Below are 13940 nucleotides of genomic sequence, written 5' to 3' on the forward strand. Positions count from 1 at the left end.
AAAAGCCACGCCAGCCCGACCAGAAGAAGCGGGACATGGAGAACCGCACCGGGGAGAAGTCAGCCCACCGCATCGCCATCGAGGACGGCGCAGCCATCATCAAGCAGGCGCAGACGTGGGAGCAGTTGCACCGCGAGTTAGCAGCCAAGGGGATGCGCTACGAAAAGACCGGCAGCGGGGCGACCGTGTTTGTCGGGGATGTTGGCGTGAAGGCCAGCGATGTAGACCGCAACGCCAGCCTTGCCAAGATGCAGAAGCGGCTAGGTGAATACCAGCCAGCGCCGCAGCGTCAGCAGGTAGCGCCGCGCGAGCCGGAGCCGATCAAGCCAGACGTGCCGGGATGGAAGGACTACATCACCGGGCGCAAGGCACACTACGCCGAGAAGAACGCGGACAAGCTGGCACAGGACAAGCGGCAGGAGCAGGAGCGCAAGCAACTTGCCGAGCAGCAGAAGGCCCGCCGCGATGAACTCATGCGCGGAAACTGGAAAGGCAAGGGCGAAGTGCTCAACGCCATGCGCAGCGTGATTGCCGCCGAGCAGGCCGCAGAGAAAGCGGCCTTGAAGGAGAAGCACCAGAAGGAGCGCGAGCAGCACCGGCAGCGGTTCCGACCCTATCCCGACCTGGAGCAGTGGCAGCGGATGCAGAAAAGCCCGGAGCTTGCCGAGCAGTGGCGACACCGGGCCAGCGAGCCGCAGCGCATCGAGGGCGACCGCAGCGAGCCGCCGACGCCGCGAGACATTCGCGCCTATCAGCCTGAAATCGTGGGCCAGCAGGTGCATTACAGCCGGAAGGAAGAAGCGGGGCGGGGCGGGGGTGTGTCTTTCGTGGACAAGGGCAAAAGCATCGATATTCACGACTGGCGCAACCGGGACAGCACGCTTGCCGCGTTACAGCTATCGGCGCAGAAGTGGGGCAGCTTCACCGTGATGGGGAACGACGAATACAAGGCCATGTGCGGGAAGTTAGCAGCAGAGCACGGCTTCAAGATCACAAATCCAGAGCTTCAGGAGAGCATCCAGCAGGAGCGGCAGCGGATACAGCAGGAAAGGGTGCAGGCGATGAAATCGGAGCAGCTAAAGCAGTTCGAGCGGTACGCGGAAGCGGTAGGCGCAGAGCGTTACCGGGTAACGTCTATCAAGATGCGCGAGGACGGCAGCAAGCAAACCTTCATCCTCGACAAGAAGGACGGCATCACGCGGGGCTTCACACCGCAGGAGATCGAGCAGCGCACGCCGGAGATGCAGCGCCTACAGCGCCGGGGCGAAAACCTCTACTACACGCCGCTATCGGACAAGAAGCATCACATCCTCATCGACGACATGAACCGGGAGAAGCTGGAGCGGCTTATCCGCGACGGCTACCAGCCCGCCGCCGTGCTTGAATCCAGCCCCGGCAACTATCAGGCCATCATCACCGTGCCGAAGCTGGGGACGGCCCACGATAAGGACGTGGGCAACCGGCTGAGCGATGCCCTGAACCGTGAATACGGCGACCCGAAGCTATCGGGAGCCATCCACCCGCACCGTGCACCCGGCTACGAGAACCGCAAGCCCAAGCACCAGCGGGAGGACGGCAGCTATCCCGAGGTGCGCTTGCTCAAGGCCGAGCGCCGGGAGTGCATCAAGGCGCTGGCCTTGTCCAGCCAGATCGACGCCGAGTATCAGCGGCAAGCGGCCTTGAAGGCGCAGCAGCCCGAGCGCAGCAAAGCCAAGCCCGCCTTGGAGCTTGCAGCGGCCAGCGGCAGCGCGATCGACGCCTACCAGCGGCATTATCGCGACGTGCTCAAGCGGCAGCGTGGCGGCGAGGTGGACTTGTCCCGCTTGGATTCCATGATTGCCGTGCGTATGCGCGTCACCGGCCACGATCAAGCCGCCATCGAGGGCGCTATCCGCCAGTGCGCCCCGGCCACCCGGCAGAAGGACGAGGGCCGCGACTGGAACGACTACGCGCAGCGCACCGCCCGCTATGCCTACAGCGCCGCAGGCGACCGCCAAGCCGCCGAGCTTGGGAAGTACCGCCAGCAGTGGGAGAAGCTGGAAGGGCGCGAGCCTGTACGCCAGCAGGAGCAGGCCAAGGCGCAGAAGATCGAGCGCGATAACTCGCCGGGGATGAGTCTTTAAATACCTGTTGCATGTAACTTGCGAGGTGCGTACAATGTTGCATGTAACTTAATTGGAGGCTTGGAAATGGCAACAGCACACGTTAATCAGCGGGTTCAGAAGCATCGCGATGCATTACGCATGGCGGGGCTTCGTCCGGTTCAAATCTGGGTGCCGGATACGCGCCGCCCCGACTTCGCGGAGGAGTGCCGCCGCCAATGCCTGCTTGTGGCTCAGGCCGACAGCGCCGACACCGCCATGCAGCAGTTCATGGATGAAGCCTTGGCAGACGTGGACGGCTGGACGGAATGATGCGCGGCGACCTTGTGACCATCGCCATGCAGGGCGACTTTGGCAAGCCACGGCCTGCGCTTGTGGTTCAGGCCAACCAGTTCAGCGAGCACGGCAGCGTTACCGTGCTGCCTGTCACCAGCACACTTAATGCCGCGCCGTTGCTGCGCGTCACGGTTCAGCCGAGCGCAGAGAACGGTTTGCAGAAGCCATCGCAGGTGATGGTCGACAAGGCGATGACGGTGCTGCGCAGCAAGGTAGGGCCAGCTTTCGGGCGCATCGACGCGGACGCACTGCTTGAGGTTGAGCGTTGCTTGGCCGTGTTCTTGGGGATTGCGAAATGAAAACGATCTACACCATTCCCGCCCCGGATTCCTTGGGCGCGATGATCGAGGTCTACGGCGAGCCGGAAAACGCTTGGTACGAGTGGCGCATCATCGACGGCGGGCGCACCGTGCGGGACACCGGCACGGAAGGCCACAGCGCCTTTCAGGGACGCCAGTACGGGCAAGCAGAGATTGCCCTACGTGATGCGCTCATGTTCGCTTCTGGCCTGCCCATCGACGGCGACACGCCGACCGATGCCGCCAGTCTGGAAGCGGGCTATGCCGCCAAGGCGAAGGCAGAAGCGGCGCGGCAGGGTGCGGGAACACCCGGCAGCGCCTAACCATAACCGTTCTACACAGGAGAACAGCATGGCTTTAGACATTATGGCGGCCTTCACCAATGAGCCGCCAGAACTTGATTTCATCTGGCCCGGATTCTTGGCCGGAACCGTGGGCGCACTTGTTGCACCTGGCGCAACTGGCAAGAGCTTTTTTGCTCTTGAAGCGGCCATGTCAATCGCTTGCAGTGTGGCAGGCGGCGACCTTGTAGGACTGGCCCCGGCGCACACCGGGCGCGTGGTCTATCTCGCTGGCGAAGATCCACAGCCCGCCCTTGTGCGGCGTGTCCACGCCATCGGCCAGCACCTCAACCAGTCGGCCCGCGAAGCCATCGCTGAGAACCTGATGCTTGAGCCGATCATGGGCAAGCGGTTGAACGTGATGGACGAGGCGCACTTGCGCCGCGTCATCGACTACAGCGCAGGGGCGCGGCTGATTGTGCTGGACACATTGAGCCGCATTCACAGCCTCGACGAGAACAGCAACGGCGACATGGCCCACCTTGTTTCCGTGTTGGAACACATCGCGGCAACCACCGGGGCGGCTGTCCTGTACCTGCACCACGTCAACAAGGGCAGCGCCCGCGACGGCCAGACCGACCAGCAGCAGGCAGCGCGGGGCGCGTCTGCCCTGATCGACAACGCCAGATGGTGCGGCTATGTCGCCAAGATGACGGAGCAGGAAGCCGAGCGCCTGAGCGACCGGGGCTTTGATCGTGCGCCCATCGGCAACGAGCGGCGCGGCCTTTTTGTCCGCTTTGGCGTGAGTAAGCAGAACTACGACGCGACCCCGCTAGACCGCTGGTATCAGCGACACACCGGCGGGGTGTTGCTGCCGGTAGAGCTACAGGAGATCAAGCGTGAGAGCGGCAACAAGGGGGGCAAGGGCTATGACTCAGCAGCGTATTAAACCGGCCTATGCCAAATTCGATCCCGCTCATGTGTTTGACGGGCTTTTCGTCCCCACGAAGGGGAAGAAGCGCGGGCGACTGTATGTGCCGCCGCGCCGCTTCGGCGATAGTGAAATCAGCTTTCAAGGGTTCGAGCAGCTTGGAGCTGATGACCAATCAATCTTGCTTGCAGTAAGCGCCCAGCTTGGCATTGACGGCTTGATGATCGAGGCAAAACCACCCGGCGAAATAGGCCAGCAATTGCGCCTTGCTTTGGACTTTGACAACGATGATGGAAGGCCGCTGAAAACCAAGAAAACCAGTTTGCGCAGCCTGCTGATTGATGCTGGATATGACGACCCAGAAAGCGGGGCGGCACTTGCCAGAATCAAGGAAAGCCTGAACCGAATGGGTAACGCGCAGATACGGGAAATCAATCACGCTACCGGCTGGGATTACCGCTGCAATCTCCTTTCGAGTCGGTTCAATCACAAGACTGGGGAAATCTTTGTTGCCGTCAATCCGCGCCTGACCGGGGCGGTTTTTCGAGAGCAACACGTCAAGGTTTCGCTTTTCGAGCGCAACGAGCTGGAGAGTGAAGCCGCCAAGCTGCTGCACTGTTGGCTGTGCTCAAACATCCGGCTTGGCCGTTCGCTTGGCAATGGCAACGGGGCGCACATCGACACGCTAGCGCCCCACGTATGGGGCAAGGCGGCGTGGGAAGAAGCATCAACGAAGGTTCGATCAGTCAGGCGGGGTCAACTACGCGATGCTTTAGACGAAATCTCAGACCGCACACGCGGACTGCAAGGCGGTATGGGATGGGCCATCGACCAGACCAGCAGCGGGCTTGTGCTGGTAAGTCGTCCCAAGGAACTGCCGTTCCTTGAGGGTGAGCACGACATGCGCCCCAGCGAATACCACGACCTCATGAGCCAGCCGCCAATGCAAGAACCAGATTTGTTCGACCCGCAGGACTGGACGCCGGACTGAGCCGCACCTGGTGAACTACTCGCTGCTAAAGCGGTCGAGCTTCCAAACTAACCTAAGCGGCCAGCTTTTCTTTTTTGACGCTTCGTTGAGCACTGCTGGTTGAGCTTTTGGCTCGGCCAGTCTTACGATTGCCTCCACGTCCACTATCCGACTGAGTTCGCAGAACCCCATCGCCAGATAACACCGTTCCAGTGTCCAAAATTAAGTTAATTGCCCGCTTCTTGATAACCAGTGATGCATTGTGATCTGCATTGTCAGTATTTCCACAATTACCGCAAACAAACAGGGCTTGTGTTTTGCGATTGTCGGGATGAGTGTGACCGCATTTTGCGCACTCCTGACTGGTTGTTGGTGCGGGTATTTTAAATACCGCTTTGCTGGATGAATAAGCCTTGTAGTAGGTGTAAGTCTCGATCACATGCCAGCCCACATTAAGAATAGACTTATTCAGTCCTGCTTTCTGCTTGGCTTTATTTGATATGAATCGACCTTGTTCATCCTGTTTTGCTTTCGGCCTTCTCGTCATCCTTGCGGTTCGTAACGCCTCAAACACAATGATTTTGGCGCTGCTATCAACCAATAACCGACTGGTCTTATGCGCAAAATCATTTCGTATGTTAGCCTTTTTAGCATGATGAACCGCAATTCGATGCTTGGTCTTGGCTCTGCGGTTAGAGCCTTTTTGCTGCCTTGCCAGTTTGCGCTGCAATCGCTTGATATAGCGGTCTGCTTTGCTCATGTTCTTTTTCTGGCTATGGGTGAAATCATAGGTTTGTTCGCCAGCACAAACGGGGATCGCCACGCCTCGGTCAACACCCATGGTGTGCTCTTCCAGATATTCTCTGGTCGCCCCTTGCAGAAAAGCTAAGTGCTCTTCATTGGTACTTAGTTTGCGATCAGGCTGTCCTTGCTCATAGCAGAATGACACATAATAGTGGCCGCGCTCTTTTCTCACATAAAGCGAGTTTGGGATCTCAAATTTGCCATGTGCCTTAAAGGACAGATAACCGATATTGTTGGTCTTTGTCCCAATAAACAGGCGCACGTTGCCGTCATCGCAATGGTCGAAACGGAACACTTCACGGGTAAGATAAATGCTTCCTTTGTCCGTTTTAGGTTTTCGCTTTGGCCTGCCGCATTTCCCGCTCATGAATTTCTGATAAGTTTGATACCAGTTAACCGCGCTATTACGCAAGATTTGACTAGGGCATTCACTTAGCCACGGAGAAAGCTCTTTGGATTTGAATTGTGAAGTGGTCTGGTCGATGGGCGCGTAAGTTCCGATGGTGCAATATTTACGGGCATAGGTTCGGTAATAACGCTCTTCTTCTACCTTGGCATTCCAGATACTACGAGCGCACCCCATCCACTGACTCAAGATCAGTTTTTGGTGAGATGTCGGGTTAGCGCGTAGCTTGATGCCAGTTAACATGATGTCCGTTTATTTGCTATTTACACCTGAAATTATTACACTTACTTAAACTTTGTCAATCTAGCATGTGGTTATAATGTACGATTGGAGAACAGGTAGAAGCTGCATTTTTAAAAACAACGTTCATCTAGTCTTTGTTACAAAGTATCGTCGTGGTGTTTTTACCAAAGAAATGCTTGAACGGACTGAGGCAATAATGAAAGAGACTTGTGAGCAGATGGATTGTGAGCTACTGGAGTTTGGTGGAGAGGACGATCACATCCATATGATGGTGTCCGTACATCCAAAATTGGCAATCTCAAATTTAGTCAGCAAGTTAAAAGGTAAATCGTCTTACATGATCCGGCGAGAGTATTGGGATAGGGTAAAAACAATGCTTTGGGGCAACCATTTCTGGTCGCCAAGCTACTGTGTGGTTTCTTGCGGAGGGGTTGCCCTCGATGTTGTTCGGGAGTACATCAACAACCAGAACGAACCGCCCAGCGAAAAAGCCATGAAGACATCACAAGCGTTGAAGCAAAGAAAAGAGTAGAAACCACTTGCTTGACTCGCCCCTAAAGGAGCGAGATTGCGCAAGCACTCCGTTCAAGACCGCCGATGATGAGAGCCAGGCCTCGCTCGAATGCCGCGTCCGGACCGCCTTCGTAGACGATTTTCATCGCGCTCTGTAGGCGCGCCGGCATCGTAGACGCTGAGGTGGTCAACTGATCTTCGCCCCGCTCCTCGGCGTCTGCCTCGCTAGCTTGCTGCTCAAGAACAGCGCCGACGGTGAAGTAGCTGATTGTCATCAGCGCATTGACGGCGTCCCCGGCCGAAAAACCCGCCTCGCAGAGGAAGCGAAGCTGCGCGTCGGCCGTTTCCATCTGCGGTGCGCCCGGTCGCGTGCCGGCATGGATGCGCGCGCCATCGCGGTAGGCGAGCAGCGCCTGCCTGAAGCTGCGGGCATTCCCGATCAGAAATGAGCGCCAGTCGTCGTCGGCTCTCGGCACCGAATGCGTATGATTCTCCGCCAGCATGGCTTCGGCCAGTGCGTCGAGCAGCGCCCGCTTGTTCCTGAAGTGCCAGTAAAGCGCCGGCTGCTGAACCCCCAACCGTTCCGCCAGTTTGCGTGTCGTCAGACCGTCTACGCCGACCTCGTTCAACAGGTCCAGGGCGGCACGGATCACTGTATTCGGCTGCAACTTTGTCATGCTTGACACTTTATCACTGATAAACATAATATGTCCACCAACTTATCAGTGATAAAGAATCCGCGCGTTCAATCGGACCAGCGGAGGCTGGTCCGGAGGCCAGACGTGAAACCCAACAGACCCCTGATCGTAATTCTGAGCACTGTCGCGCTCGACGCTGTCGGCATCGGCCTGATTATGCCGGTGCTGCCGGGCCTCCTGCGCGATCTGGTTCACTCGAACGACGTCACCGCCCACTATGGCATTCTGCTGGCGCTGTATGCGTTGATGCAATTTGCCTGCGCACCTGTGCTGGGCGCGCTGTCGGATCGTTTCGGGCGGCGGCCGGTCTTGCTCGTCTCGCTGGCCGGCGCTGCTGTCGACTACGCCATCATGGCGACGGCGCCTTTCCTTTGGGTTCTCTATATCGGGCGGATCGTGGCCGGCATCACCGGGGCGACTGGGGCGGTAGCCGGCGCTTATATTGCCGATATCACTGATGGCGATGAGCGCGCGCGGCACTTCGGCTTCATGAGCGCCTGTTTCGGGTTCGGGATGGTCGCGGGACCTGTGCTCGGTGGGCTGATGGGCGGTTTCTCCCCCCACGCTCCGTTCTTCGCCGCGGCAGCCTTGAACGGCCTCAATTTCCTGACGGGCTGTTTCCTTTTGCCGGAGTCGCACAAAGGCGAACGCCGGCCGTTACGCCGGGAGGCTCTCAACCCGCTCGCTTCGTTCCGGTGGGCCCGGGGCATGACCGTCGTCGCCGCCCTGATGGCGGTCTTCTTCATCATGCAACTTGTCGGACAGGTGCCGGCCGCGCTTTGGGTCATTTTCGGCGAGGATCGCTTTCACTGGGACGCGACCACGATCGGCATTTCGCTTGCCGCATTTGGCATTCTGCATTCACTCGCCCAGGCAATGATCACCGGCCCTGTAGCCGCCCGGCTCGGCGAAAGGCGGGCACTCATGCTCGGAATGATTGCCGACGGCACAGGCTACATCCTGCTTGCCTTCGCGACACGGGGATGGATGGCGTTCCCGATCATGGTCCTGCTTGCTTCGGGTGGCATCGGAATGCCGGCGCTGCAAGCAATGTTGTCCAGGCAGGTGGATGAGGAACGTCAGGGGCAGCTGCAAGGCTCACTGGCGGCGCTCACCAGCCTGACCTCGATCGTCGGACCCCTCCTCTTCACGGCGATCTATGCGGCTTCTATAACAACGTGGAACGGGTGGGCATGGATTGCAGGCGCTGCCCTCTACTTGCTCTGCCTGCCGGCGCTGCGTCGCGGTGCATGGAGCCGGGCCACCTCGACCTGAATGGAAGCCGGCGGCACCTCGCTAACGGATTCACCACTCCAAGAATTGGAGCCAATCAATTCTTGCGGAGAACTGTGAATGCGCAAACCAACCCTTGGCAGAACATATCCATCGCGTCCGCCATCTCCAGCAGCCGCACGCGGCGCATCTCGGGCAGCGTTGGGTCCTGGCCACGGGTGCGCATGATCGTGCTCCTGTCGTTGAGGACCCGGCTAGGCTGGCGGGGTTGCCTTACTGGTTAGCAGAATGAATCACCGATACGCGAGCGAACGTGAAGCGACTGCTGCTGCAAAACGTCTGCGACCTGAGCAACAACATGAATGGTCTTCGGTTTCCGTGTTTCGTAAAGTCTGGAAACGCGGAAGTCCCCTACGTGCTGCTGAAGTTGCCCGCAACAGAGAGTGGAACCAACCGGTGATACCACGATACTATGACTGAGAGTCAACGCCATGAGCGGCCTCATTTCTTATTCTGAGTTACAACAGTCCGCACCGCTGCCGGTAGCTATTGACTATCCGGCTGCACTAGCCCTGCGTCAGATGGCTCTGATCCAAGGCAAACTGCCAAAATATCTGCTGGCACCGGAAGTCAGCGCCCTGCACCATTATGTTCCGGATCTGCATCGCAGGATGCTGCTGGCTACCCTGTGGAACACCTACATCTGTATTAACGAAGCGCTGGCATTGACCCTGAGTGATTTTTCTCTGGTGCCGCCCTATCCCTTTGTGCAGCTTGCCACGCTCAAAGGGGTTTGAGGTCCAACCGTACGAAAACGTACGGTAAGAGGAAAATTATCGTCTGAAAAATCGATTAGTAGACAAGAAAGTCCGTTAAGTGCCAATTTTCGATTAAAAAGACACCGTTTTGATGGCGTTTTCCAATGTACATTATGTTTCGATATATCAGACAGTTACTTCACTAACGTACGTTTTCGTTCTATTGGCCTTCAGACCCCATATCTAATCGATAGGTGAACCATCCTGCACAATTCTGATGATTTTCATGAATCCTGTCGTTTTTAACATAATGGGTATTAAGTGTAGTGTGTTTGTCTATCAATAAGAGATTTATCTAATTTAATTCAAGCCCCCGGCGCAGGTGGTAACCACCCCCGGCGCAGGTGGTAACCACCCCCGGCGCAGGTGGTAACCACCCCCGGCGCAGGTGGTAACCTGACAAGCCACAAAAACGCCCGCAAACCCTTGTCAGTACTGAGTTTTCGCGTTTTTCCAAAATTCCGGTCTAAGAAGTTCTAAAGAACTTCTACCATGCGCGGCTTTCAGCCGCCGCTTTAGGCGTCGTCTGAAGCCTTGCCTTCGGGCTTCGCCCTGCGCGGGCTAAAGCCCTTGCAGACACACCCCCGCCCCCGCCCCGCCGCTACCCCCTTCCTTGCAGGCGAAAACGCCTCTACTGGCTTTCTAGGGCCTCTGCCGGGGCTGCGGTGAGCGTATCCAGCAGATCGACTATCCGCCTCATGGCTTCTAACCACGCTTCGTGCATCCAGAATGGGGCTATTTCGCCGTGCTGGAGTGTGCAAAGCGGATTGAGAACCCGGCGCGGGTTCTTCCATGTCTCGACGGAAAGCACCAGCCCGTCCGCATGGATGGAAAAGACTGGTAGCGCTTTCGGCTGGCCCTTCTTCTTGCCTTGCGTTTCGGTTGGCTTGAGGTCGTCCCAAACGCCTTGCACGGTTTTGTTCAGTTCGTCGATGAAGCGTTCCGGCATGGTTTTCAAGAGTTCGGCAGTGATTGCGTTCGCGTCCTCAAATTGCTTTCTTGCTTCGGCTTCCTTTTTCCGTCGTTTTTGCCGCTCCTGTTCGTATTCGTCTAAGGTTTGCCTGTGTCTGCGCTGTGCTTCAGCTTCCGCTTCTTCAGCTTGCCTTCGTGCTTCCTCTTTGGCTTTCTGTCGGTGTGCTTCACCCTCTGCTGTGAGTGCTGGTTTTACCAGTTCGCCAGACTTGGCCTCGATGGTGATCGAAAGCGGTTCGCCGCGATGGTCTACCAGATCGAACGGCAGACCATCAGCATCGAAGGCGGTTAGGTAGAGATTGGCCCCATAGACCTTGTGCCCCGGCCTCACAGCTTCGTATTTTTCTGCTGCTGCGTGCAGTGCTTCCGCTAGGCGTTCTGCCGTGATTTCTCCTTTGATCTTGATTCTCATGGCAACCTCCATCCGTAGGTGCCATCCGATGCGGGCTTGACGTAGCACACGCCTTTTTCGACGTACCACCCCGGCCTATCGCACTTCGCCAAGCTGGCGAGGCTTCCCGTTTGCGCGAAGCGGTAGGCCAAGCGCCCCTCTGGCGTGTTGGCCCATGCCGCCGCCGCTTTCTCGTCCTTGGCTTCGGTGTATCCCGCGCCGTATCCGGCCTGATAGCCCGAATCCTTGCCGCTGCTGTGCATGTACCAGCCGAACAGGCCGACGCACAGGAAGGCCACCGCGATGCAGCCCGCCGCCCACTGCCACATCTGCTTTGCCGATGTGTTGTGCGCGACCTCTTGCGCTGCTGCTGCTACCGCTTGCGCCAAATCCGCCTTGGCTGCTTCCGCTGATGCTTTCACGGTTGCATCCGCCGTTACCTTGAAATTGACCAAGGTATCTTTGGCCGCTTGTGCTATCGCTTGCGGGAACTTCTCATACTGGCCTTGGTAGTGTTGCAAGGCCATGAGCACCAGCCACAGCGCATCATTGTTTTTCAGGCCGAGCGCATCCCGAACCCGGTAAAGACTTTGCCGCTCCGCGTCACTAGGTTGCCTGCCGAGCAGCTTTGCAAAGCTGTCGTCTAGGTCACTCATGGACTACGGCCTCCAATACCTTTTTGGCCTCGTTGCGCCACCGCGTAAGCTCCGCACGGTTGCCAATGGGCAGTTCCTTGAGTGCTACCGCAATGCTCATGCGCTTGCTGTAAATGTCATCGCTCACACGGTCGGCCATGTCCGGGAATGTCACCGATTTCCCGCCGCGTTCCTCTACCGCCGTGCGCAGCTTGGAGCCGTTGTAAAGCTCGAACTTCTTTTCTTCCCCGAAGTGTCCATTGCGTACCACATGAACATCCGCATTCGGAATTGCGTCCATGTATTCCTTTAGCAGTTCGAGGCTATCCCGTTGGCGGTTAATCACCCACAGCGTGACCAGCTTGCGCTTGAGTTCTTCAAGCGTGCTATTCAGTGTTTCACCGTAGGCGCTCACGCCCTTGTTATTCCGTGCTGCCGTGTTGATTACCACGACGCTATCCGGCTTGCTATCGCACAGGTTCACTAGCTGAATCCATCCGTCCGCCTCATCCAGATTGATAAGCTCCGTTTCCGTGCTTTCTTTATAGGCTTTCCATACGTCCGGGTTAGAGGTGTCAGACTCAATCAGCAAGACGCTTTCGCCGCGCTCTTGCAGGTAATCAACCGTTGCCATCGTAACAAGCGACTTGCCAACGCCGCCCTTGCTGCCACCGATCAGGTAAATGCTTTTCGCCATGTTGCTTACTCCTTAAATGTCGTCGCTGTCAGGTTTCGGGGTGAATGTCGCCTTCGATGTATCCGCAGGCTTCTTATCGGCGGGGAGGGGCGGGGGTGTGTCTCCCGGTGCTTGCACCGGGGCTTTTTTCGCTGGCTTTGCTCTCTGCAAGTAGCTCTTGAGCGTTGGGGTTGCGATGCTCAGACCTTCGCCGCGCAGCGTCTCGGAAATCTGGTCAAGCGTGTATCCACGCTTTTGCAAAGCGGCAATCTCTTTGGATAGCACGCGCACGGCCTCTTGCTTGCTGTGCTCCTGCTTCTTCTTTTCGACTGGCGGCATCTCACGAAGCTTTGAAGCGATAGCCTCTAGCTGCTCTGTTGTGTATTTCATTCTGCTAACTCCTTTGCTCACTGGTTGCGGAGTTGACAGCATAGCGCCTTTTATGCTTGTTGCAAAGTGCGTCCCGTGCACCTAAACTGCTGATATGATAGTAGAGTGGTTGAGCAATACAGGATGCGGATTGTCATACACATGCTACGCATGTTCCTGCCAATCCCCGCCTGCCCATTCGGCGCTTCGCTTCTCACGGTCTGGCTCATCCTGCAAGGGGCAAGCCCCTTGACCCCGGACAGTGCGGCGCTTTCGCTTCTTACTGTCCAAGACACACCCCGCCCCCGCCCCCGCCCCCGGCGAGAAGGAGACATGATGCCATTTGAAACGCAGGGGCCGGAACCGCTGGACGCCGTTATCAATGTGCGGCTGACCGCAGCGGAGAAGGCCAGATTGAAAGAGGACGCCGACCTTGCCGGGTTGAGCATGTCCGAGCTTGTCCGCCGCCGCTACTTCGGCAGGCCGATCATTGCCAACGCCGACGCCGTGATGCTCAAGGAGCTGCGGCGCATCGGTGGATTGCTGAAGCACATCCACAACGAGAGCGGAGGCGTTTACAGCAAGGAAACAGCCGGGGCGCTTGTTGCGCTCAAGGACTACTTCAGGAAGCTAAACGATGATCGTTAAGAAGGTTCCGAATCCGAAGAAGTCCGCGAGCAAGGCGCAGCGCATCGGCCAGCTTACCAGCTATGTCCGTTCGCCGGAGTCGGAGAGTCCGCAGGAAAAGTGTCTGTATGCCGGGGCGCGGGGTTTCATGATGGACGACCCCAAGAGCCAGACGGCAGAGATGATTGCACTCTCACAAGAAGCCGTGCGCAGCAAGGACACCATCAATCACTACGTCTTGAGTTGGCGCGAAGGCGAACAGCCAAGCCCGGAGCAAGTAGAGGAAGCGGTTAGCATCTTCATGGATGAGCTTGGGTGGAAAGACCACCAAGCCATCTATGGCCTTCATTCCGACACGGACAATATCCACCTGCACATCGTCATCAATCGGGTGCATCCCGAAACGCTCAAGATTGTTGAGAAGAACCGTGGATTTGATATTGAACTGGCACACAAAGCCATTGCACGGATTGAGCACGCCCAAGGCTGGCAGCGTGAGCAAAACGGGCGCTATCAGGTGTTGGAGAACGGGGAGCTAGGCCGAGCGCCATACGACCCGGAAAAGCCACGCCAGCCCGACCAGAAGAAGCGGGACATGGAGAACCGCACCGGGGAGAAGTCAGCCCACCGCATCGC

At 57.5% G+C, this 13940-nt stretch carries 16 protein-coding genes and 2 pseudogenes; 11 read left to right on the plus strand and 7 right to left on the minus strand.

From position 1 onward, the window contains the following. The 6 genes from L975_RS00010 to repC form a co-directional block, all read left to right on the plus strand. The coding region (locus L975_RS00010; protein ID WP_047706554.1) for a DNA-primase RepB domain-containing protein at nucleotides 1–2123 on the plus strand (2123 nt) is incomplete at its 5' end. 66 nt (nucleotides 2124–2189) lie between these two features. Next, nucleotides 2190–2414 carry an antitoxin MazE family protein gene (locus tag L975_RS00015; protein ID WP_043149934.1) on the plus strand — a complete coding sequence of 75 codons (225 nt, stop codon included), beginning with the start codon at nucleotides 2190–2192 and terminating at the stop codon, nucleotides 2412–2414. Beyond that, complete coding sequence (locus L975_RS00020) at nucleotides 2411–2737, plus strand: type II toxin-antitoxin system PemK/MazF family toxin (protein WP_009873354.1); 327 nt, start codon at nucleotides 2411–2413, stop codon at nucleotides 2735–2737. The genes L975_RS00015 and L975_RS00020 overlap by 4 nt, the downstream gene beginning before the upstream one ends. Next, nucleotides 2734–3060 carry a hypothetical protein gene (locus L975_RS00025; protein ID WP_009873353.1) on the plus strand — a complete coding sequence of 109 codons (327 nt, stop codon included), beginning with the start codon at nucleotides 2734–2736 and terminating at the stop codon, nucleotides 3058–3060. The genes L975_RS00020 and L975_RS00025 overlap by 4 nt, the downstream gene beginning before the upstream one ends. A 28-nt stretch (nucleotides 3061–3088) precedes the next feature. Continuing rightward, a complete protein-coding gene (locus L975_RS00030) occupies nucleotides 3089–3967 on the plus strand; it encodes a helicase RepA family protein (protein ID WP_009873352.1) in 879 nt (292 codons plus the stop codon). Continuing rightward, nucleotides 3948–4940 carry a replication protein C, IncQ-type gene (gene repC / locus L975_RS00035; RefSeq protein WP_009873351.1) on the plus strand — a complete coding sequence of 331 codons (993 nt, stop codon included), beginning with the start codon at nucleotides 3948–3950 and terminating at the stop codon, nucleotides 4938–4940. Before L975_RS00030 ends, repC begins: the two co-directional genes overlap by 20 nt. A 52-nt stretch (nucleotides 4941–4992) precedes the next feature. Here the strand turns inward: repC and L975_RS00040 are convergent, their stop codons facing one another. Then, entirely contained in the window at nucleotides 4993–6372 is a 1380-nt protein-coding gene (locus tag L975_RS00040; protein WP_009873366.1) for an RNA-guided endonuclease TnpB family protein, read from the minus strand. A 76-nt stretch (nucleotides 6373–6448) separates the two neighbouring features. Here L975_RS00040 and tnpA point away from each other — a divergent pair, with 76 nt between their 5' ends. After that, the gene (tnpA, locus tag L975_RS00045) at nucleotides 6449–6904 is read left to right on the plus strand and encodes an IS200/IS605 family transposase (RefSeq protein WP_009873365.1); all 456 of its coding nucleotides are present in this window, start codon (nucleotides 6449–6451) and stop codon (nucleotides 6902–6904) included. Between the two features lie 22 nt (nucleotides 6905–6926). Here tnpA and tetR read toward each other — a convergent pair whose 3' ends face one another. Further along, nucleotides 6927–7562 (minus strand): tetracycline resistance transcriptional repressor TetR, encoded by a 636-nt coding sequence (gene tetR, locus L975_RS00050; RefSeq protein ID WP_047706566.1) that lies wholly within the window; start codon nucleotides 7560–7562, stop codon nucleotides 6927–6929. A gap of 105 nt (nucleotides 7563–7667) precedes the next feature. Between tetR and tet(A) the strand changes: the two genes are divergently transcribed. Further along, nucleotides 7668–8858 (plus strand): tetracycline efflux MFS transporter Tet(A), encoded by a 1191-nt coding sequence (tet(A), locus tag L975_RS00055; protein WP_047706567.1) that lies wholly within the window; start codon nucleotides 7668–7670, stop codon nucleotides 8856–8858. Between the two features lie 91 nt (nucleotides 8859–8949). Here the strand turns inward: tet(A) and L975_RS18695 are convergent. Then, nucleotides 8950–9039: pseudogene (locus tag L975_RS18695) on the minus strand (type VI secretion protein); the annotation flags it as partial. Nucleotides 9040–9307: 268 nt separating this feature from the next. On the opposite strand from L975_RS18695, the pseudogene L975_RS17860 reads away from it, so the two are divergent. Beyond that, nucleotides 9308–9604: pseudogene (locus L975_RS17860) on the plus strand (hypothetical protein); the annotation flags it as partial. 661 nt (nucleotides 9605–10265) lie between these two features. Here the strand turns inward: L975_RS17860 and L975_RS00070 are convergent. Genes L975_RS00070 through L975_RS00085 form a run of 4 tightly spaced genes read right to left on the minus strand, consistent with a single transcriptional unit; the run spans nucleotide 10266 to nucleotide 12698 of the window. Then, a complete protein-coding gene (locus L975_RS00070) occupies nucleotides 10266–11018 on the minus strand; it encodes a hypothetical protein (RefSeq protein ID WP_009873360.1) in 753 nt (250 codons plus the stop codon). After that, nucleotides 11015–11653 carry a DUF6753 family protein gene (locus L975_RS00075; RefSeq protein ID WP_009873359.1) on the minus strand — a complete coding sequence of 213 codons (639 nt, stop codon included), beginning with the start codon at nucleotides 11651–11653 and terminating at the stop codon, nucleotides 11015–11017. The genes L975_RS00070 and L975_RS00075 overlap by 4 nt, the downstream gene beginning before the upstream one ends. Continuing rightward, nucleotides 11646–12329: a protein mobD gene (locus L975_RS00080; RefSeq protein WP_009873358.1), complete on the minus strand. Its 684-nt coding sequence runs from the start codon at nucleotides 12327–12329 to the stop codon at nucleotides 11646–11648. Before L975_RS00080 ends, L975_RS00075 begins: the two co-directional genes overlap by 8 nt. A 12-nt stretch (nucleotides 12330–12341) precedes the next feature. Continuing rightward, complete coding sequence (locus L975_RS00085; RefSeq protein ID WP_047706562.1) at nucleotides 12342–12698, minus strand: protein mobC; 357 nt, start codon at nucleotides 12696–12698, stop codon at nucleotides 12342–12344. 315 nt (nucleotides 12699–13013) lie between these two features. Here L975_RS00085 and L975_RS00090 point away from each other — a divergent pair, with 315 nt between their 5' ends. Together L975_RS00090 and L975_RS00095 are read left to right on the plus strand one after the other, a co-directional pair. Continuing rightward, on the plus strand, nucleotides 13014–13325 hold the full coding sequence (locus L975_RS00090) for a ribbon-helix-helix protein, CopG family (RefSeq protein WP_009873356.1): 312 nt from the start codon (nucleotides 13014–13016) through the stop codon (nucleotides 13323–13325). After that, nucleotides 13315–13940, plus strand: a 626-nt coding sequence (locus L975_RS00095; RefSeq protein WP_047706564.1) for a relaxase/mobilization nuclease domain-containing protein, incomplete at its 3' end; no start/stop codon positions are given. The genes L975_RS00090 and L975_RS00095, both read left to right, overlap by 11 nt.

This window comes from Plesiomonas sp. ZOR0011 (assembly GCF_000800945.1).
GTDB lineage: Bacteria > Pseudomonadota > Gammaproteobacteria > Enterobacterales > CAMTGL01 > Plesiomonas > Plesiomonas shigelloides.

Coding starts and splice junctions, on each gene's coding strand:
- L975_RS00015 (WP_043149934.1), top strand. CDS start 2,190: ATGGCAACAGCACACGTTAATCAGCGGGTTCAGAAGCATCGCGATGCA.
- tetR (WP_047706566.1), bottom strand. CDS start 7,562: ATGACAAAGTTGCAGCCGAATACAGTGATCCGTGCCGCCCTGGACCTG.
- repC (WP_009873351.1), top strand. CDS start 3,948: ATGACTCAGCAGCGTATTAAACCGGCCTATGCCAAATTCGATCCCGCT.
- L975_RS00075 (WP_009873359.1), bottom strand. CDS start 11,653: ATGAGTGACCTAGACGACAGCTTTGCAAAGCTGCTCGGCAGGCAACCT.
- L975_RS00090 (WP_009873356.1), top strand. CDS start 13,014: ATGCCATTTGAAACGCAGGGGCCGGAACCGCTGGACGCCGTTATCAAT.
- L975_RS00040 (WP_009873366.1), bottom strand. CDS start 6,372: ATGTTAACTGGCATCAAGCTACGCGCTAACCCGACATCTCACCAAAAA.
- L975_RS00080 (WP_009873358.1), bottom strand. CDS start 12,329: ATGGCGAAAAGCATTTACCTGATCGGTGGCAGCAAGGGCGGCGTTGGC.
- L975_RS00070 (WP_009873360.1), bottom strand. CDS start 11,018: ATGAGAATCAAGATCAAAGGAGAAATCACGGCAGAACGCCTAGCGGAA.
- tnpA (WP_009873365.1), top strand. CDS start 6,449: ATGTACGATTGGAGAACAGGTAGAAGCTGCATTTTTAAAAACAACGTT.
- L975_RS00030 (WP_009873352.1), top strand. CDS start 3,089: ATGGCTTTAGACATTATGGCGGCCTTCACCAATGAGCCGCCAGAACTT.
- L975_RS00085 (WP_047706562.1), bottom strand. CDS start 12,698: ATGAAATACACAACAGAGCAGCTAGAGGCTATCGCTTCAAAGCTTCGT.
- L975_RS00025 (WP_009873353.1), top strand. CDS start 2,734: ATGAAAACGATCTACACCATTCCCGCCCCGGATTCCTTGGGCGCGATG.
- L975_RS00020 (WP_009873354.1), top strand. CDS start 2,411: ATGATGCGCGGCGACCTTGTGACCATCGCCATGCAGGGCGACTTTGGC.